General features: G+C 41.9%; 19 protein-coding genes and 1 pseudogene. 16 read left to right on the top strand and 4 right to left on the bottom strand.

Annotated features, from left to right (window positions below; genetic code table 11):
* Positions 1 to 3 precede the first annotated feature (3 nt).
* The 12 genes and pseudogenes from ACTTJ8_RS03775 (at position 4) to acrA (ending at position 13,224) form a co-directional block, all read left to right on the top strand.
* Entirely contained in the window at positions 4 to 3,342 is a 3,339-nt protein-coding gene (locus tag ACTTJ8_RS03775; RefSeq protein ID WP_442720355.1) for an AAA domain-containing protein, read from the top strand.
* Positions 3,339 to 4,412 (top strand): hypothetical protein, encoded by a 1,074-nt coding sequence (locus ACTTJ8_RS03770; protein WP_442720354.1) that lies wholly within the window; start codon positions 3,339 to 3,341, stop codon positions 4,410 to 4,412. Before ACTTJ8_RS03775 ends, ACTTJ8_RS03770 begins: the two co-directional genes overlap by 4 nt.
* Before the next feature lie 39 nt (positions 4,413 to 4,451).
* Positions 4,452 to 6,149, top strand: a complete 1,698-nt coding sequence (locus ACTTJ8_RS03765) for a hypothetical protein (RefSeq protein WP_442720353.1) — start codon at positions 4,452 to 4,454, stop codon at positions 6,147 to 6,149.
* Positions 6,121 to 6,714 carry a hypothetical protein gene (locus ACTTJ8_RS03760; protein ID WP_442720352.1) on the top strand — a complete coding sequence of 198 codons (594 nt, stop codon included), beginning with the start codon at positions 6,121 to 6,123 and terminating at the stop codon, positions 6,712 to 6,714. Before ACTTJ8_RS03765 ends, ACTTJ8_RS03760 begins: the two co-directional genes overlap by 29 nt.
* Positions 6,714 to 6,920: a DUF2997 domain-containing protein gene (locus tag ACTTJ8_RS03755; protein ID WP_442720351.1), complete on the top strand. Its 207-nt coding sequence runs from the start codon at positions 6,714 to 6,716 to the stop codon at positions 6,918 to 6,920. The genes ACTTJ8_RS03760 and ACTTJ8_RS03755 overlap by 1 nt, the downstream gene beginning before the upstream one ends.
* Positions 6,917 to 7,411 carry a hypothetical protein gene (locus ACTTJ8_RS03750; RefSeq protein WP_442720350.1) on the top strand — a complete coding sequence of 165 codons (495 nt, stop codon included), beginning with the start codon at positions 6,917 to 6,919 and terminating at the stop codon, positions 7,409 to 7,411. The genes ACTTJ8_RS03755 and ACTTJ8_RS03750 overlap by 4 nt, the downstream gene beginning before the upstream one ends.
* The gene (locus ACTTJ8_RS03745) at positions 7,412 to 7,996 is read left to right on the top strand and encodes a 4Fe-4S single cluster domain-containing protein (RefSeq protein ID WP_442720349.1); all 585 of its coding nucleotides are present in this window, start codon (positions 7,412 to 7,414) and stop codon (positions 7,994 to 7,996) included. It begins immediately after the preceding gene.
* Positions 7,997 to 8,150: 154 nt separating this feature from the next.
* Positions 8,151 to 8,642 (top strand): FMN-binding protein, encoded by a 492-nt coding sequence (locus ACTTJ8_RS03740; protein WP_442720348.1) that lies wholly within the window; start codon positions 8,151 to 8,153, stop codon positions 8,640 to 8,642.
* A gap of 2 nt (positions 8,643 to 8,644) precedes the next feature.
* Positions 8,645 to 9,860, top strand: a pseudogene (locus tag ACTTJ8_RS03735) (ABC transporter permease).
* Positions 9,861 to 10,111: 251 nt separating this feature from the next.
* Positions 10,112 to 11,284 carry an acyl-CoA dehydrogenase gene (locus tag ACTTJ8_RS03730; protein WP_442715166.1) on the top strand — a complete coding sequence of 391 codons (1,173 nt, stop codon included), beginning with the start codon at positions 10,112 to 10,114 and terminating at the stop codon, positions 11,282 to 11,284.
* 15 nt (positions 11,285 to 11,299) lie between these two features.
* A complete protein-coding gene (gene acrB, locus ACTTJ8_RS03725) occupies positions 11,300 to 12,100 on the top strand; it encodes an acryloyl-CoA reductase electron transfer subunit gamma (protein ID WP_442720347.1) in 801 nt (266 codons plus the stop codon).
* A 20-nt stretch (positions 12,101 to 12,120) separates the two neighbouring features.
* Positions 12,121 to 13,224, top strand: a complete 1,104-nt coding sequence (gene acrA / locus ACTTJ8_RS03720) for an acryloyl-CoA reductase electron transfer subunit beta (RefSeq protein WP_442720346.1) — start codon at positions 12,121 to 12,123, stop codon at positions 13,222 to 13,224.
* Between the two features lie 152 nt (positions 13,225 to 13,376).
* On the opposite strand, the gene ACTTJ8_RS03715 is transcribed toward acrA, so the two are convergent.
* From ACTTJ8_RS03715 to ACTTJ8_RS03705, 3 genes are all read right to left on the bottom strand, one after another.
* Positions 13,377 to 13,529: a hypothetical protein gene (locus tag ACTTJ8_RS03715; protein ID WP_442720345.1), complete on the bottom strand. Its 153-nt coding sequence runs from the start codon at positions 13,527 to 13,529 to the stop codon at positions 13,377 to 13,379.
* The gene (locus tag ACTTJ8_RS03710; RefSeq protein WP_442715170.1) at positions 13,513 to 13,764 is read right to left on the bottom strand and encodes a hypothetical protein; all 252 of its coding nucleotides are present in this window, start codon (positions 13,762 to 13,764) and stop codon (positions 13,513 to 13,515) included. Before ACTTJ8_RS03710 ends, ACTTJ8_RS03715 begins: the two co-directional genes overlap by 17 nt.
* Positions 13,765 to 13,878: 114 nt before the next feature.
* On the bottom strand, positions 13,879 to 14,397 hold the full coding sequence (locus ACTTJ8_RS03705; RefSeq protein ID WP_442720344.1) for a hypothetical protein: 519 nt from the start codon (positions 14,395 to 14,397) through the stop codon (positions 13,879 to 13,881).
* 362 nt (positions 14,398 to 14,759) lie between these two features.
* On the opposite strand from ACTTJ8_RS03705, the gene ACTTJ8_RS03700 reads away from it, so the two are divergent.
* The 4 genes from ACTTJ8_RS03700 (at position 14,760) to ACTTJ8_RS03685 (ending at position 18,524) form a co-directional block, all read left to right on the top strand.
* Positions 14,760 to 15,419, top strand: coding sequence for a transporter associated domain-containing protein (locus ACTTJ8_RS03700; protein ID WP_442720343.1), 660 nt, complete (start codon positions 14,760 to 14,762; stop codon positions 15,417 to 15,419).
* Positions 15,420 to 15,431: 12 nt separating this feature from the next.
* On the top strand, positions 15,432 to 16,133 hold the full coding sequence (locus ACTTJ8_RS03695) for a DNA alkylation repair protein (protein WP_442720342.1): 702 nt from the start codon (positions 15,432 to 15,434) through the stop codon (positions 16,131 to 16,133).
* A 63-nt stretch (positions 16,134 to 16,196) separates the two neighbouring features.
* Positions 16,197 to 17,981, top strand: a complete 1,785-nt coding sequence (locus ACTTJ8_RS03690; RefSeq protein ID WP_442720341.1) for a DEAD/DEAH box helicase — start codon at positions 16,197 to 16,199, stop codon at positions 17,979 to 17,981.
* Positions 17,982 to 18,002: 21 nt separating this feature from the next.
* Positions 18,003 to 18,524 carry a hypothetical protein gene (locus tag ACTTJ8_RS03685; RefSeq protein WP_442720340.1) on the top strand — a complete coding sequence of 174 codons (522 nt, stop codon included), beginning with the start codon at positions 18,003 to 18,005 and terminating at the stop codon, positions 18,522 to 18,524.
* Here the strand turns inward: ACTTJ8_RS03685 and ACTTJ8_RS03680 are convergent.
* On the bottom strand, positions 18,463 to 19,701 hold the full coding sequence (locus ACTTJ8_RS03680) for a YibE/F family protein (RefSeq protein ID WP_442720339.1): 1,239 nt from the start codon (positions 19,699 to 19,701) through the stop codon (positions 18,463 to 18,465). The two genes, ACTTJ8_RS03685 and ACTTJ8_RS03680, sit on opposite strands and share 62 nt — an antisense overlap.
* Positions 19,702 to 20,018: the final 317 nt, after the last annotated feature.

The raw sequence follows: 20,018 nt of genomic DNA, 5'->3' as shown, positions 1-20,018 counted from the left end.
AGTATGCTTCACTATTTTTTACATCTGCCGAAAGATAAACAACTTGACTTTGAAACCAATTACACTGTCTCAACCGCTATTATGCATACGGCACGTAATGCACTCAGTCCTTTTGAAGACTATCTTAATACATCAATTAAAACACTTGAGAAAAAAGAAGATATAAAGGCAAGATGGAAAAAGGTTGTTCAAAAAAATAGGATTGAGTTACGCATTAACGGTGCAATCTATGAAATAGCTAAACAAAGCATAATAGAAATTACCAATCGCGAGATCGGTCATTATTATATGAAAGGTATTGCTCAAAAAGATTTTGATGAACCGCTTATTTACATCGTTGATGGGAAAAAAGAAAAATATGCTATCACACAAAGTAATTTTCTTTCGGAAGACATCGTTACATTACCGTTTTCACATACAAAGTTTGATAAGGTTAGTTGGGCAGGTGAAGATATTGGACTTGAACCTGCATGGGCGGCAGTACAAATAGGCGAAACGCTTACTCAAAATGGAAACGCATATAGAATAAAAGATATTCAAGAAAATAGCATTACTGTTACAGGATTATTAGATCATTCTGAGCTGAGTTATCAGGGACGAATGCTGAATTTTACATTACAGCACACAACCGCCGTTCCCGATACACTGACGGTGATACGTGAAGATGCGGAACGATTCATCGTATACTCAGGAAAGCCGCAAGACCGAAGTAAACATACGCCGAAATTACTCTCCCTATTACATACGGATGCTATATATTTTACGGATGGGTCGGTATTTACAGGCGAACCGCATGAAAATATGCAATTTACTATTGAAGATGAACAATGGATTGGTAAAGAGGTTGTGTGTGATCATGTTTTATTTACAATAGCGCCTATACAAAAAGATGATAAAAATGCTTTTTGGATACAGTTGCAAGAACTTGAAGAAACCGATGATGATATTCCGGGTTTTTCACCGTTAAAATATTTTTTTGATGATGAGGTTTATGTCCAATCGAATGGAAAAGAATACAAAATAGCAGCTGCGGTTGAAAGCGAATATAAGATTATCTTAAAAGGAAAAGATTCTCTGTATTGTTTTCCTGAAGGAGATATATTACAAGTCAAAGTTAATACCTATCAGCTGCGTAAGCAATTAGAAGCAATTAGGATGCTTCGGCAAATGCCGATAGGAGCGCACCGCAATATAATAAAGCTCTTTGAAAAAAGGGAAAAAGTGCAATGGGAAGCGTCTACATTTGGTGTTGTTGATAGCGCCGGTGGTTCAAATAAAAAATGGTATACGCTTTTTGATGAAAAGAGAAGCGGCGTTACCGCACAGCGGAACTTTGTCCAACAAGCGCTTGCAACTCCTGATTTTGTTATTCTTGAAGGTCCACCCGGTTCAGGTAAAACAACCGTTATTTTGGAGTTGATCTGCCAGTTAATTGCAGCAAAAAAACGGATACTCCTCTGCGGCTCAACTCATGTTGCGATTGATAACGTGCTTGAACGGCTGCACGAGCAGCATGGTACTACACCGTCTTTATTGCAGCAGCTCACTATTCTTCCCGTGCGTATCGGAGATGAAAACCGAATTAACGAAGATGTCAAAGAATTTCAAATTGATAGACTGATTGAAAGTCACGGCATATCGCAGGAGTTGCTCCTTGAAAGTGCCAATTTGGTATGCGGCACTACCATCGGTATTTTACAACATCCGCAGTTTAAAAATAGAAACCGAAAGGAAGAGCCGATTGTTCCATTATTCGATTACCTCATTATAGATGAAAGCAGCAAAACGACTTTTCAAGAATTTTTAGTCCCGGCATTGTACGCAAAAAAATGGGTATTGGTTGGGGATGTTATGCAGCTTTCTCCTTTTACCGATCGCGAACAAATTGTTGCCAATATCGAAAATATTGAAATACCAATAAACAATCCCAGTCGGCACAATAAGAGCGAACCGTTTATCTTGTATCAAAAAGCAGCATTTTATTTATTTAAATTAAAGGAAATTTCGAAATACGCAAAAAATAAATATATTATACCGGTTGAAAAAAACTTGTTGCCGGTATTTATAAAAGAAATTCAAGCGCAAGACAATAATGCGGTAAATGATAAACGTATCGCAGTCTACGGTACGGATAGTGAAGATGAGGTTAGCATAACAACCGCCTCACCGCTCTTACTTGCTGCGAGTGACATTATCATCATTGACCAAGGACTGCTAAAGCACGCGCTATCTCAGTTACCGGAAACACATGCCGTACTCCGCTTTGATCCTTGGAGGGAGAGCGAACATGCCTTTATTCATAACAGTTGGCAGCAGAAGGGAAATGATTTTAAATTCAGATCACGCGGGCGGGAATTCAGCAGCAGTTTTGAAATAACCGAATATATAAATCAAGAATTACGTGAACGGTCGTGGGCGGAAGAAATCGCATGGCGTATTGATCGGGAACACCAACTGCGGTTGATTGCAGACGCAAAAACACAGGATTACCGCAAAACAATTGAAGCGCTGCTTCCGGTTTCTCTTAATTCCGAAGAAATACAAAATAGAATAAATACCGTTGCGCTTATTGCTTTTCCTTCTATTTTGGAAAGTTTAATAAAAGGTGTTCCAAAACGGTTCAAGCCAAAATATTCCTCTGAAGAAATGAAAACAACATTATCGGAAGGATTTAATGAACGGGAACGTACTGCCCGCCGTACTGTTTTGCAGTATCAACATAGAATGCATCCGGAAATTTCAATATTTCCCCGCGAACAATTTTATAAAAAAGAAAATGCTCTCAAAGATTTGGATGAGCCGGAACATATCGCTTCCTTGCGGGAATGGACATACACGCAGTACGGCAACCGCAGCATCTGGATTGATGTTTCGGGGAAGACGGTTAGAAACTACAACTATGAGGAAGCCGATAGGCTTATTTCCGAATTAAAAGCATTTATACAGTATGCAAGTAACCATGAGCAGCCGGAAGGAAAACCCTGGACAGCCGCTTGTCTTACCTTTTATAGAGGACAAGAAAGTAAAATACGGGAAAGATTACAAAAAGTAACGGGAAAAGAACAAGCATACGCACATTTCAACCTTGAAAGAAACGGGCAAAAGATACAGATAAAGCTCTACTCTGTGGATAAATTTCAAGGGCATGAAGCTGATATTGTTTTTTTATCTATGGTACAAACAAAGCGCATCGGTTTTATGGATAATCCGAACCGTCTGAATGTCGCGGTTACACGGGCAAAATTTCAGCTTGTTATCATCGGTGATTACAATTATTTTTCAAAACAGCAGCAGTCGGATGATTTACGGCAATTAGCGCATAATACGGAGCGAATGATATGAAAGCAAAAATTAAAAGAATCTTAAAAATACTATCCGCTGAAGGGTATTTTATTTTTGAAAAAGAAAAAGAACGGAAAGATATTCAAGATTTTTTGAATGGTAAAGAATTTGATGATGATCTTATCAATAAAAGAGTAAAAGAATACTTAAAAACTATCGGTCTTCTGAAAGTAAACGGAGAGCCATCAATAAAGGGCTTAAAAGTAAAAGAGACAGGAAAATTGCCTGTTAGAGAAGAAGGAAAATATAAGATTTGGTTTACGAATAAGGATACGCTTTTAAAAACAAAAATACTGCATTTTAAAAGACTTGCACCGGAAAGACCTCCTTTCGAAAAAATAAGTCAGCACATAGCTCCATTACCGTTTCGTTTTCCCACGGAAAATTATTACTTATCGGTTGCACAAGATATTCATATACAAGAGATAACATTAAAGACAAAGCCGGATGAGTGTTACGGCACCATTGATGAAAGGGAGAGTCAGCTTACGCTTGAATGGTACTGGCAAGATTTAGAGAGTTCTTATTACGTTTTCAGCGGAACAATAGACGGTAAAGCCGTTATGAAAAATCGTATCAATTCGCCGATAGATTTGAAAAAAGACATTCTGACAATATTTTCTGATTGGGATAGCGAGTTGGAAAAATTAAAAATAACGTTTAATGATTTAACGCAGAATGATGAAAAATTACAGTTCAGAAAATCCATACGGAAAGAAATACCTACTATCGGTGAGGTTGAATTTACGGATATACCGCTTATCCCTATTGATGAAGACAATGCTGTTCATTGGCGTAATTGGCTCTTACTGTATTATCTTGATGAGAAATTTTACAATCAGCATGATTGGGATATACTGCTCAATGAGGTAAATAATAAAGACGGTTTTATGAATCAAAAAGAAGCATTACAAGAACTTACGGCTGACACATTTAAACAGATGCTCCTAACAGAAAACAATAAACATAAAAAGAGCAAAGCATTTTGGCATCTGTTTGCTGCCGATGATTTAAATCCTGAAATTAACAACCTCGGCGCGGCAGAGAGCATTAACTCTCCGCACGAATAAATTCTATTACTAAACAAAAGAGCTAAAAAGGAATCGTAAATGGAAAAAATACAAAGCATTCGAAAATCAAAAACAATCGACTATTCAGATAAGCGGATCGAGCGGTTTTGGCTGGAAAACAATACTCATTCTTCACAACAAACGGCTGATTACCATACTATACTGATAGAAGCGGTAAGTAACAGTACAAATAGTGTTATTTGTATACAGTCAGAACAGATAGATGATTCCGAATTAATAAAAGCGCTTTATAAGGCAAGTAAAAATAACCGCATCTATATTCTTTCTAATGACAAGCCGCTTACACTAAAAAACCTAGCAGGGTGCTGCCTGTTACGTTATGGAGTAAAAAGCATCGGTTCTTTTATACTGATAAATGCGGGGATGCAGGATTCTGCCGGTTACTTGTTTACCGCTCCGTTCTTGGAAAGCAGTTTTGCAAGCAGCAATATCATGCTTACGCTTGATGCCGATCAAACCAAAACGCTTTTCCGTTTTTTCTGCAATGCTTTTTGGAACAAGGCATCGCACGAAATTATTGATGACTTTAATTCAGCAACCTCTGTTGAGGCATCCCCGCTTGATTTTTTACCGAATATAAATGACTTTTGCTGCAAAGATTATGTAAAAAAAGAATGTACTATACCTTTTGAACAGGCGCTTGTAATGATACCGGAACTGCGTAAGGGATCACTCATTGATTATACAACCGCTACAAATTCAACCATACTTATTCAATTTGGAAATATTGATGAACAAACCTTAGCAGAAATTACCAAGAACAAAAATGAGCTCTATGCACTTAAAAATATTTTTGCCCAATTTTTATTAACAGAAAACGGTAAGAGCTTTCTTGTTCCGAAACCGTATATTTCAGAAGCGGATAGTATTTTTGCTTTGGAGCTGAATGATACGCAAAAAGCTATGCTTATTCAAAACATCCGCTCTTGTATTGATAATCCTGCATATCGTTACTTGCATACAGGAAAAAGAAGCGAATATGCAGGATGTACTATTTACTTTACTTCCGATACAAAAAAAGCAGTGCATCTTAAAGCACAATCGGATATTGAACTTGCCGCTGTCTCTTGTACTCAATTGTTCGAAAGGCATGTATTTGAAAATCAAGAACCTCAGTTTCAAGACGATGGCGTATCTTGCAGTATACGGTATTCGTGGGAGGTACAACCTTTTTTCTTACCGAACGGAGCAAAAAAAGCTCGGCTTTATGATGAGTGGGAAGCTATTGAACAAAGCTATAAGGCTTTCTGTGATATGCTCAAACAAAATATTGACGAAGCAGGCACACGGAATATCACAGAACGATTAAAAAGATTCTTTCTAGGTAAGAATCAAAAATTTACACAATATAAAACTAAACTGAATGAGCTGGAAACAAAACAACTGTCTACTCTTGAGAAAATTGAAAGAAAAAATATTATAAATACCGTAAATGAAATAAGGCAAAATATTTCTTCAGATAAAAAAGATATTGATAATGAAATAAAAAAAGCAGCCATAGATGATACTATTGCCGATTTGGAACATAAAAAGTCAATAAAAGAAAAAGAATTTGATAATTTGCAAAAAACTCTACAAAATAAATTACGGGAAAAAGAAGATGAAATTCATGCACTCCAACAAGAATTAGCGGGATTGGAAAAAGAAATGAAAGCCGCAGCAGAGGAAGCGGGAAAGGAGGTTGTTGATGGAAAAGAGCAAAAAAACAACGGCTAAAAAGAGCGCAAAGCAAGCTCTTGCATACACGCCCGGTAGTGTTGAAAAACAATCGAGTGAAGTTGAAAAAAACACCAAAACAGATACAATAGATGCAGATAAAACACCGCAACCGGATAAAAGAGTACTCATTCGGGAACGTATCGAATCGTTAAAAAAGAACTGCGAAAAGATTAAGCAGGAAATTAAACGGAAAGAAAAAGAATGCAGTATTTTAAAAACAAAATCAGAAAACGATGAAAAAAGCATCCGCTCCAGTATCGAAAAATTTGAATGTGAGATTGAGCAAAAGCAAAAAGAGAAAGCCCATATCGGGCAGGATAATAAAAACACCGCAGAAAATGAATCATCGTTGACTGTTTTTAATCAAAAATCTCACAAGCGCAATGCAAAAGAATCGTTTTTTGCTATCCCGGATAGCTTAGAACCATTACCGAAAGCAGGTATACTTTATGAAGGTAAAGGGGCAACATATCTGGAAATTGCTTTTTGGGAAGAATATCAAACCGGAATAGAAGAGTGTAAACGATTTAACGCGCAGCTTTGCGCACAGGAGTGTCCATAATGGCTGAACAAACAATCAGTATCGAGATTGATGAAAACGGTAAAATTAAAGCTGAAACCGAAGGATTAAAAGGTTCCATGTGTCTTGATGAGCTGCAAAAATTGCTCGGTGAATTAGGAGAAATGCAATCAATAAATAAAACCGATGAATTTTATAATACGCAAACACAAACCGTAGATGAGAGGATAAAAAACAAAAAACTATGAGCGCAATCGTAAAAACAATTACCCCATTTATCGACAAAGAGTTATTGCTGAAAGCTCTGGACTGTGTAGGATGCTCATATACTGTTTCAGGAAATACCATTACAACGAACCGTATCGATTACTATGGCAATCAAAAATTCGAGTATAAAAATAATCGGTATCAATTTATACATGAAGATACCCCATGGAGAAATCTTAATGTAAAAGATTATAAAACAGTTAGTTCGTTTTTGCAGGCAGTTGAAAAAGAGTACAACCGCATATATGCCGAAAAATGTGCCGAACTGGAAAGGCTCCGACAAGCGGCCCTTGCTGAACAAGAACGGATTCGTTTGGAAGAAGAAAAAAAACGAATTGAAAAGGAACGGCTCGCCTACATTGAAAAGCAAAAGCAGCTTATCATTCAGAAAGCTCAAGCTGAAGGGTATAGCGTTCAAGAACGGAAAGTGAATAATAAAATAAAATTGATATTGCGGCGGAATACCTATTAAATGAATATCGCCCATATCGAAGAATATAGTTTTATATACGGGCCCGGCTGCAGGTCGGTTATCTGGACACAAGGATGCTCAATCAGATGTCCGGGATGCTGGAACAAACACCTTTGGGATTTTACACCGAATAAAGAAATTCCGATAGATGCACTTGCAGCGCATATTCTCAAACAAAGAGCTTTTATTGAAGGTATTACTATACTAGGAGGAGAACCTTTCGATCAATATACTGAGCTATTTCACTTGTGCAAGATACTTGCTGACGAAAAGCTCAGTCTGATCGTATATAGCGGCTACGAAAAACAACAGTTAATTGATAAAGGTTATGCCCCCATTTTCCCATGTATTGATGTATTGATCAGCGGTCCGTATATTGAATCTTTACGGAGCACGGAACTGGGGCTTATCGGTTCTTCTAATCAATGCTATGATTTTTTTACAGCCCGATATTCAAAAGCTCACCTCGTAACCGCAAACGAAATAGAAATTTCTTTCACCAATACGGGGAGTATGCAGATATACGGGTACCCTGATGATGAGAAAACGGAAAAATTACTGCGCATGATGAACCTAACGAGATAATTCGCTTAACCCCTTGCCTCATTATCACAGAACATTGAAATTTTCGGGCACACGTGCTATAATACGGCGTAGTTTTTAAAAACTCAGGTGTAGTTTTTAGAAATATCAAACAAAAAGTTGAAACTTTTTTATTGAATTTTTATAGGAGTGAAGAATGAAAAAAATAACCTTGCGTATATTCACGGTTGTATTGGGTCTTGCAGCATTTTGTGTTGTAGGATGCAGTAAAAAAGAAGCTGCTGCTGCAAAACCGCAGAAACAAGCAGCTGTAAAAGCTGAACCGGCACTACACTACAAAGACGGTACATTCCATGCATTTACCGATATTAAAGATGACTGGGGCGGGAATGCGGAGATAACGATTACCATTACAGACGGTAAAATTACTGCTTGTGAATTTTTATCCTATGACAAAGACGGTAAGCTCAAGGGTGAAGATTACGGTAAAACGGATGGGGTGATTAAAAATGCCGGCTTATATAAAATTGCCCAAGCCGCACTTGCAGGAGCTGCTCAGTACGGTCAAAAATTGATACAAACACAGCAGCTTGGTATGGTAGATGCTGTTGCCGGAGCTACCGTTTCGCATGAGCTATTCCAAAATGCAGCAGATATTGCACTCAAGCAGGCAAAGGCGGCAAACTGATAATGTCTGCTATACAACCCATTCAAAAATTGACGGTTATCGAGCTTGCCAAAATGAATCTTCAGCGAAAACCCTTTAGAACAGCAAGCTTGATCATACTGACCTCCGTACTGGCATTCAGTCTTTTTTGCGGGAGCTTTTTAGTTAAAAGCTTAAACGGCGGTATGCAGTCGCTGGCAAACCGGCTGGGCGCAGACATCATTGTGGTGCCGCAAGGCTATGATTCAAAAATCGAAAGCGCCCTGCTGCGGGGAGAGCCGAACAGCTTTTATTTTAAGCCGGAGGTGGTAGATAGGCTGAAAAAGATTGAAGGCGTTGAGCTTGCTTCTCCGCAGCTGTTTGTTGCCACCCTGTCTGCCGGCTGCTGTTCGTTTCCGCTGCAAGTAATCGGTATTGACTTTGATAGCGACTTTACCATTAAACCGTGGCTGCAAAAACAGGTAAAGCTGCCGCTTACAAATAATCAGATTGTAGTCGGAAGCAATATTGTCGGCAACACACATTCTGAGGTGAAATTTTTTAATCAGCCCTTTACTATTGCAGGCAGATTGTCAAAAACCGGGATGGGGTTTGATAATTCCGTGTTTATGACCATCGAAAACGCAAAGCGGCTTGCAAAAAAAAGAATATGAGCGGATTATGGAACATCCGGTTGCGCAGGATGAAGACCTTATTTCCAGTGTTATGGTGAGGATCAAGCCGAATGCCGACGCGCGGACGGTTGCAAAGAGTATTCTTGCAGCGTTTGAGGGGGAACAAATCTATCCGCTCATCTCAAAACGGATGATGACAAATATTTCAGCAAGCATTACAAACTTGAATGTATATATTTATGTGCTGCTTGCCCTTCTGTGGCTCTTGTCGTTTATCGTACTGGCTGTGTCGTTTTCGTCAATCTTCCATGAACGAAAGCAAGAGTTTGGGATGCTCAGAGTTATCGGCGGCACCAAGAAAAAACTTGCACAGCTTGCCTCATCGGAAGCATTATTGATCAGCTCAGCCGGTGCCGGTATCGGTACCATTATGGGATGTGTAGTTGTTCTGTTATTTAATCAAGCGATTATAGCCGGTCTCCAGATGCCTTTTCTCAATCCGCCGATAGTGTGGACGCTTATGTGCGGAGCCATAACCTTTTCGGCTATTGCAGCCATTGGTCCGCTTTCCGCCTTTAGCACTATCCGCAGTATTACCAAGCAGGAGCCTGCATTGCAGATATAAAAGCCAGTATTCTCAAAATACTTGCCGGTTGTTTTTTACATAACCACGGAAGCACAGAATATTCAAAGCTTTTAAAAGGCATGGCTCTTTTTTCGATACGATAAAATTATCGAGAATCTATAAAAATTCTGCGATTATTTGCTTGAGAAACTGTAAATTATGGTATATACTACTTGTGGCACGTTTAGCAGAAAACACTCTATATAGGGTAGAGATTTTTCATAAAATCAATAGATGAAGGAGATTCTAACATGGATTTTACGTTGAGCAGAGAACAGCTCATGGCGCAGCAACTGTTTCGCGACTTTGCGCAAAACGAAGTAAAACCGATCGCTGCCGAAGTCGACGAAGAGGAAAAATTTCCTGAAGAGAATGTCAAAAAGATGGCAAAGCTAGGCTTTTTAGGCATTCCTGTGCCGAAGCAGTACGGAGGACAGGGGGCAGATGTTTTAACCTATGCCATGTGCGTTGAAGAAATGAGCAAGGTATGCGGAACCACCGGTGTCATTGTTTCTGCCCATACTTCACTTTGTATTGATCCGATTATGCACTTCGGAACGGAAGCACAAAAAATGAAGTATGTTCCGGATCTTGCCTCAGGTAAGAAGATCGGTGCATTCGGTTTAACAGAACCCGGTGCCGGTACCGACGCACAGGGGCAGCAGACCACCGCAGTCCTCGATGGCGACCACTGGGTTTTAAACGGCAGCAAGATATTTATCACTAATGCGGGATATGCCGACGTGTTTATCGTTATTGCGGTAACCGGTGTTGTACAAGACAAAAAAGGACGCTCTGTAAAAGAGATTAGCGCTTTTATCGTTGAACGCGGCTTCCCCGGCTTCTCAGTCGGTAAGCATGAAAAAAAGATGGGTATCCGCGGTTCTTCAACCTGCGAATTGATTTTTGAAGACTGTATCGTTCCCAAGGAAAATCTCCTTGGCGTGAAGGGCAGAGGCTTTATCATCGCGATGACAACCCTCGACGGCGGTCGTATCGGTATCGCAGCACAGGCTCTCGGTATCGCAGAAGGCGCCCTTGAAGAGACGATCAAATATACAAAAGAGCGCGTACAGTTCGGTAAGCGCATCAGCCAGCAGCAGAACACCCAGTTCCAGCTTGCAGACATGGCAGCCCGCATTAAGGGAGCGCAGTACCTTGTCTATGCAGCAGCCTGCAAAAAACAAGAAGCAAATGAAAACCCAAACATCCGGTATTCTACAGAAGCGGCAATGGCAAAGCTGGTTGCAGCTGAGGTTGCAAGCGATGTAACACGCCGCTGTTTACAGCTCTTCGGCGGATACGGCTATACCCGTGACTACCCGATTGAACGGATGATGCGCGATGCAAAGATTACGGAAATTTACGAAGGTACGAGCGAAGTACAGCGCATGGTTATTGCTGCAAACTTGGGTGTAAATTAAGGAGGACAAGAACAGATGAAAGCAATTGTTTGTGTAAAACAAGTTCCCGATACATCCGGAAAAGTTGCCGTCAAAGAAAATGGGCAGCTTGACCGTGCATCGATGATGACAATCACCAACCCTGATGACTTAAACGCTATTGAAGCTGCTTTGCAGCTGAAAGATCAAACCGGCTGTGAAGTTGTTGCTATCTCCATGGGACCGCCTCCTGCCGAGAGTATGCTCCGTGAGTTGTTGGCGCGCGGCGTTGACAAGGCAGTACTGGTTTCCAGCCGTGAGTTCGGCGGAAGCGATACATACGCCACCAGCCAGATTTTGGCAGCAGCAGTCCGCCGCGTCGGTGTTGGACCTGAAGATGTTGTATTCTGCGGTCGTCAGGCAATCGACGGAGATACCGCACAGGTAGGTCCGCAGATCGCTGAAAAACTCGAACTGCCTCAGATCACCTATGCAGCTGATATTAAAAAAGAAGGCAATGCGCTGATAGTAAAACGTATGCTCGAAGACGGCTACATGATGCTCAAAGTAAAAACTCCCTGTCTTATCACCTGTATTAAAGAGCTGAACCAGCCGCGGTATATGAGCGTCAGCGGTATTATGGAGTGCTACTCAAAGCCGTATGAAGTATACAATTACGAAACCTTAAAGGATGATCCGCTTATCGATAAAGATACGATCGGTTTGGAAGGTTCTCCGACAAACGTATACAAATCCTTTACCCCGCCGCAGAAAGGTGCCGGAACTATGATGGAAGGCGCTGATAAAGCCGCTTGTGAAAAACTCGTCGGTATGCTGGCAGAAAAACATATCATTTAATGAAGGAGGAGAATGTACAAATGGCTTACGATAGCAAAGACACAGCAGCCTTCAAAGGCGTATGGGTATTTTGTGAACAGCGCAATGGAGAAATCCTGAATACTTCGTTTGAATTATTGAGCGAAGGACGGAAACTCGCTGATGAATTAAACGGTGAACTCTGCGGTGTTGTCCTTGGAAAAGGTATCAAGGAAGATGCATTAAAGAATCTCGGCGGTTACGGTGCCGACAAGGTGTACTACTGTGAACATGATCTTTTAGCTGATTATACCACCGACGGATATACCAAGGTTCTTACCGCATTGGTACAGGATAAAAAACCGGAAGTATTCTTAATCGGTGCAACAACCATCGGACGCGACTTAGGTCCCCGCTGTGCCGCACGGCTCCATACCGGATTGACCGCCGATACTACCCACCTCGATGTCGATACGGAAAAATACAAGGAATTCCTCCGCACCAGCTCGACGATGGATGTCGAAAAAACCCCGTTTAAGGTAAACACCAACTTGAAAATGACCCGTCCGGCTTTCGGCGGTCACTTGATGGCAACGATTGTGTGTCCCCGCTTCCGCCCGCAGATTGCAACCGTGCGTCCCGGCGTTATGAAAAAGCAGGATTTTGATTCGACAAAAGCGGCAAAGACCGTAGTTGAAAAACCGGTTGTTGAGCTTTCCAAAGCCGATATCAGCGTTGACATCCTCGAAATCAAGAAAACCGCAAAGAACATCGTAGACTTGATCGGAGCAAATGTGGTTGTTTCCGTCGGCCGCGGTATCGGTAAGGATCCAAAAGCGGGTATCAAACTGGCTGAGGACTTGGCTCAGGCACTCGGCGGCGTTGTCGGAGCTTCCCGTGCTGTTGTTGACTCCGGCTGGATGGATGCAAACCATCAGGTTGGACAGACCGGAAAAACCGTACATCCGCACATCTATGTAGCAGTCGGTATTTCCGGAGCAATCCAGCACCTTGCCGGTATGCAGGATTCCGAGTACATCATTGCGGTCAACAAGAACGCTGATGCGCCGATCTTCGGTGTAGCCGACTACGGTATTGCAGGAGACCTGTTCAAGGTACTTCCAATGCTGACCGAAGCAGTTAAAGCGGCAAAAGGCAGCCTGTAATTTTTTAAGGGCGTGTTGAGCTTAGCTTAGCACGCACCGGATTTTATATTGCTAGAAAACTGATCGTTTTTTAGAGAGCCTTTGAGATGCAAAAAGCCTGTTTTTTTCCTTTGCGGAAGAACAGGCTTTTTTTAGTCAACCTACTCAAAGGTCTATGCTAAAAATTCATCCGGCGTATACACGGGTATTTTTGACCCAAAAAAATCTTTTTTATTGCGTGTAATAATGCAATCTACCGAATTAAAAAAAACAGGACGCTTTGCCAGAAAATCAACCAAAATATTTGTATCAAGTAAGACTTTCATATTTCGTAACCACAAATTCTATAGCTTCTTGTTTATAATCAATGTCCGGCGGTAGACAACCAGCATGCTGTATCAGGGCATCATAAGCTCTATTTTTTTCTTGCTGAGGTATTGTTACAATATGTTGTCTATTCGTTTTTTTCATTTTTACAAATAAATATTCAATGTAATGCTGCACTTCCTGCTGCAGCTCCTTTGAAAGCATATTGTATTGCCGCATCATTATATCATTCATAGAATGCTCCTTATCTATCCATCCCATAGCAGTATAGCACACTTTACCATTTCATTAAACGCTGCGAGCTTGGTAGTCTTTGCAGCTACCGTGATGACACGCGGCTGTTATCGTTTACCGAAAATGCAGCATCACCATTTCTCCCTGCTGCAAGACGAACTGTTTACCGGTACACATAAACCTTAGTTCATTACTATCCTTATTTTCAACAACAACTGTTACTTTTTTGTGTACCGGTATCGGCATAGAAAATGAGTCTCCTTTTTGTAATCGTATCGAAGAAACAGGCTTCATATCATTTTTTTGCTGATTCACCGTTTCAGCACTATTCTTCCGCGGTTGTAACTGGATGTTTGAAAGATAATCGTATTCGGACGGAGATTCTTTTTGAGGATGCGGCTCTGTTTTATCAAGAGTCCAATCCTTATTCAGCGTTCTCGCATTTTTTGCAAAGGTGTCTGCTTTTTCATAAGCATCCGGTTGCATTTCTCCATCCGTTGAAACGGTTAAATCGGCAACACCGGCTAATACGGTAATGGGAAAGTAAAGCGCGTCGATAGTCGGTGTACTGGTACATGACATCACACTGATGCACAATATGCAACAATATACATAATATCGTAGATGTTTCATACCAAAACCTCCGTTTTTCGATAAGAGCGGGAGAGTAAACCTGTTCAGAAACTTCTGCTTCTGAATTGGTCACCTTGAACTGTGATGTTCTAAATCGCACTATTTGTGTAATTTTAAACTCGTCGATCTGTTCGAAAACGCAATTATCGAATCAGTCTAATATACCTATCATTAGCATCTCCAAAAACTCAGGTATAGCTTTTAGAGGCTCACTGTATCAGTATACCATCAGAATTGTACACGTTCAAGGTTCTTCCATTTAAGTCAAAGCGGGGAACTTCATTACGTCCGGTATCTCCTTTTGAAAAGGAATATAAGCAGTTGTATTCCTTTTTATGTGCTTTTATGTATAATACAGCACTATGAAGCAACTACGGGCACAATTTAATAAGCAAAACCTCAGACGGTATTTAGGACTCTTAGCAAGTTATACAGAGATCCTCTTAGCACTGGTAGTTATTGTCGGTATTCTGATACTCAGCATCCGTGTTCTTTCAGAATTAAAGACGATGATTATCGGTACTTTCACCGGAGCTGCCATTCCCTCTTTTTCACAGTTTTTATCAATGGTATTTGAACTTGTTATCGGGATTGAGTTTGTCAAGATGCTCGCCAAGCATACACCAGGCAGTGCAATCGAAGTGCTGTTGTATACTATTGCGCGGGCGCTCATCATTGATCACAGCAGTATGACCGGTGCACTCCTCGGAGTCATCTCTATTGCCATCCTCTTTGCTGTCCGCAAGTATTTTAACGATCCTGAAGTACACAACCATGAAACCGGCGGAGACTATATTGTAAACGGCGGTATCAGTATGAAGGAAGTCAATAAACGGCTTGATGCCGACTTTGATGAAAGCTATGGACACACCGTTGCCGGTTATCTGTTCAATTACTTGAAAGCTATCGGAAAAGAACCGACTGTCGGCTGCGAAGTGCATATCGGCGAATACTCATTCCAAGTTTACGATATGGAAGAGGACTTAATCCGCTATATCAAAATAACCCCGCGGAAATCATAAAGAGGCTCATACATGCAAACCCCGCTCGATTCACTGCAAGCACGGCTTTTTGCCATGCAGGATAGCGCTTACAAGGACTTTAACAAGAAGCTCATTCCAACTGTTGATGAAAAAACGATGATTGGAATCAGAACACCAGTACTCAAGCAATTTGCTAAAACGCTTTTTAAAACAGAACCTGATCTTGTTACAGCATTTTTGGGAGCGCTTCCTCATCAGTATTTTGAAGAAAATAATCTTCATGCCTTTTTGATAGAAAATATCAAGGATTTTGATACGGCTTTGGCAGAAACAGAACGCTTTTTACCTTTTATTGATAATTGGGCTACCTGCGATTCTTTTGCACCGCCGCTCTTTAAAAAATATCCCGATAAAATGTATCAAAAAATACTGGAGTGGATTCGTTCGTCTCACACCTATACGGTGCGTTATGCTATCGGGCTGCTGCTTTCTAACTATCTTGATTCACAATTTACTCCTGCTGCACTTGAATTGGTTGCCGGTGTTCATTCAGAAGAATATTACGTCAATATGATGATTGCATGGTATTTCAGTTTTGCATTGATAAAACAATATGACGCAGCTATTCCATATATTATAGACCGGAAACTCGCCCCGTTTACTCACAATAAAACCATCCAAAAAGCGATAGAAAGCAGGCGTATCCCAGCAGCTACAAAGGACTATCTAAGAGCACTCAAAATCCAGTCATAATGCACCGAGTTACGGTGATAAAAGCCTATTCACTCGCGCCTTAGTGTGATATACTAGCGCGCAATGAATTTCTCTAATTGTAATCTTGATTCTCGCCTTTTACAAGGGCTCGAAGAAGCCGGGTATATTGAGTGTACTCCGGTGCAAGAACAGGTAATCGCCGCGGGAATGGACGGTTCGGATCTGTATGTACAGTCGCAAACCGGTACGGGAAAAACCGCCGCGTATTTAGTGACGCTTATGCAGCGTATGATGTCGGCTGCCCAAGAGAACCGCAGCCCTGCCTTAATTCTTGTTCCGACTCGGGAACTTGCCGTACAGGTTGAAGAAGAAGCATGTAAGCTCGGTAAATATACCGGAATACGGACAGCGAGTTTTTACGGCGGTGTTGGGTATCAAAATCAAGAAGATGCCTTGAAAAACGGGGTTGATCTGTTGATTGGAACACCCGGACGGATTATTGACCTGCTCGAACGGAAAATTATGAATTTGAGTACCATCGGCTTTTTGGTGGTAGATGAAGCCGACCGTATGTTTGATATGGGCTTTTATCCCGACTTACGGAGCCTTCTTTCAGCAATTCCTAAAGCAGAAGACCGGCAAACAATGCTATTCAGTGCCACATTGAGCACATGGGTAAAGAACCTCGCGTGGGAATACACGGTTGATGCAAAGGAAATTACTATTGATGCTGATAGCGTAACGGTTGATGAAATAAGTCAAAAGCTCTTTCATGTAGCAGCTGATCAAAAAATGCCGTTGCTGCTGGGTATTCTTGCGTCGGAAAAACCGGAAAACACCATTATTTTTTGTAACACCAAAAAAACAACGGAGATTGTTGCCAAACGGCTGCGTATCAACGGGTATGCCGCTGAATTTCTTATTGGAGACCTTCCGCAGCCGAAGCGCCTTCAGATTATCGAATCCTTTAAGGCTGGCAGTGTGCGCTGTTTAGTTGCAACCGATGTAGCTGCACGGGGAATCGATATAAACGATCTCTCGATGGTAATCAATTATGACCTCCCCAACGAGGCAGAAAATTACGTACACCGGATCGGCAGAACCGCACGGGCAGGTAAAACTGGCTCTGCGTACAGCCTCTGTTCGGAACAAGATGTGTATAATCTTCCCGATATAGAAAAATACATAGAAGCAAAGATACCTGTGGTTATTCCCGGTGAAGAAGACTTGCAAAAAGACGAAAGCGCTGATCGATATATCAAACTTGACCGCGACTCCTTTGACGGAGAGCGTTCAGACGGGCGCTTTGGGCATAAGCCGCATCAGAGTGAAAGACCGCGCAAAGATGAACGCGGAAGCCGCCGCGCCGGAAAAACAGCAAAGCCTCCCCGCCGTGCGGATTCTAAGCCGGAGACAAAAAAGACGCGGCTGCCGGAACGGAATAGTAGAAAATCAGCTGATGTTCTGGGCGGTTTAAGCTTTGAAGAGCGGATGGCGTACTATAAAAACCAATATGGTAAAAATCTTACCGCACAGGGGCAAACCGAGACCGCCGGTACAGCAGCATCCGCCGGTAAGACAGCCGCCGAGCATACAGGCAAGGCAGCAGCCGGTCAAAAAGCAAAAACAGGAGCAGCCGCAGCACGGAGTAAAGCACGGCAAGGACAGCCTGAAAAGAAGCGGCGGAAGGGCGATAAGTATGTGCCTGCGCAAGGTGCAGAACCAAGCCAGAGTCCGCGTCCCAAAAAGAAGGGGACACAGGGTGCAGAAGTTGCACGAAAGAACCGCACAGCGCCTGCCGGACAGCCTGCTCCAGTACAAAATCCGCCGGAACAGCCCAAAAAAGGCTTGTTAGGGTTGCTGAAAAAGATTTTTACCGGTAAGTAAGCAGTATTTTGAAGGAAAAATATGAACTGCGAAACCTTCTTGGATCACTATTTTCTGTATAATCGGGATAGTAGTCTTCCACTCGGCGTAAAATTCCATTTAGCACGGTGTGAAAGATGCCGTAACATCATCGCAAAGATGCAGGCAGCGGAAGTACTACAGCGAGAAGTTTTAGAACGCCCGTTTGATACCGGTAACCGCCTGCTGCAGGCGACGATGGCTGCCGTATATCAGCACAAGCGCCCGCATCAGTCCATTGCTGCGGCTCAGGAAAAAGAGGCAACTCTACTGCCGTGGCTGACTGCGGGCGTTCTTCTTATTATAGGCTTTATTCTCTTGCCCTTTAGCGACAGCGGAAAACTTTGGCTGACACAGTTCGGCGATTCGTTTTGTATTCCGTTTGCCTTGCTCTGCGCATTGAGTATTACCTTCTATGCCGCTGTTTTTTTTGCAAAGAATCTCGTGTTTTTTAGCGAAAAATTTATGCTTTCGGATGGTATAATTGCCCGACACAGTAAACCGTTAGCGGGATCGTGCATATAAGCCCAATGCTCCCTGCGACGGCACGGAGCACTTCTGAGGCAAGCAGCTCTAGGTTGACAATTTCGGTAAAACCATTAGAGAAAAGCAGGAAGATCAGCAGCACCGGTATCGAAGTACTGACGTAGGCTAAAATCAGCGTATTCGACATCGATCCAATAATATCCCTGCCGATATTCATACCGGACTGCATCAGCTGTTTTTTGGAAACATGCGGACTAACCGAAACAATTTCCCACATGGCTGAAGAAATAGACATAGCAACATCCATTACCGCGCCGAGCGCACCGATCATAATTCCGGCAAACAGCAGACCTTGATAGTCAATCCGGCGGTGCTGCGGAATAAAGGCGAGCATTTGAGCATCTTCACTCCCCAGTCCGGTTAGCATCAATATTTTACCGGCAATAAAGGCAAAAATCCCCGCAACAATAACGCCTCCGATAGTACCGATTATTGCTGTATAGGTCTTTTTGTTATTACCACTGATGATGAGCAGAGTCAGTACCGCCGCTGCGCTGCATACTGCTAGTGCGAGGAGAATAGGATTCATACCCCGTATAATACACGGTAAAAAAATCCCAAAAATGAGTCCCACGGTTATACCGAGGGTAATGAGCGCCTTAATGCCGTTCTTTCTCCCAACAATGATGAGCGCCGCTGCAAACAGAGCAATCAGAATGTATACCTTTGTATCTCGTGCCCGCTCATAAATTTTTAAGTTGATGATCTTTCCGGTCTCATCCTCATCCAACTGCAAAATCATCTTTTCATGCAGCTTAAAAATCAGCCGGTATGGGATTGCAAGCTCAATAGTGTTTCGGACAGTATACACTTCACCCTTATGCTTACCGGTTAAGATTTCGATTTTAAGGTGCTGATACCGGAAGTCTGCTTCAATTGGCATGTCCGGTCTGCTTTCTGCAGTGTCATCATAGACGATTTCGATAACACGCGCCTTTACTACCTGATTTTTCGGTAAACTGAGCTGCGCATCATAGTATGCCCCCAGTTCAGAATCATTGATGTCCGGATTATTTTGTGCAAAAAGCTGCGGCGTAATGGGTGCAATGATACACAAAAGAAAAAGCGCCGCAATCGTTTGCAGCTTTCGAAAATACCCGCTGCCGTGGTTTTTGAATGTGCTACAGCAGAAATGAATACTAGCGTTGTTTTGCATAATGATTATAGGAAGGTATAACTTCGGCAGCAAAATTGGGCTGCCTCGTTAACCGATAAGTTTGTATTGCGGCAAACATCACAGATTGTATGTACGCTATCGCGTACCAGTGCAATAGTTTCCAAAATTGATATTTTGTTCAACTGTTGCATTTTGAAGAACCTTTGCCTGACGCACCGATAAGGCGGATATGATAAATCATTTCCTTACAGAACAAGCCGCGATGGCTTGATGTTTTTGATGTTCCCCATAGTTTAGTTTCCCAGCACATCTGTTTTCCAATCATTGATCGTTCTTAGTTCTTCGTCAAAAGAACT

This window comes from Treponema sp., assembly GCF_052169735.1.
Classification (GTDB): domain Bacteria; phylum Spirochaetota; class Spirochaetia; order Treponematales; family Treponemataceae; genus Treponema.
Note: the sequence above shows the minus strand (reverse complement) of the source record. Positions and strands in the feature narration are given on the sequence as shown.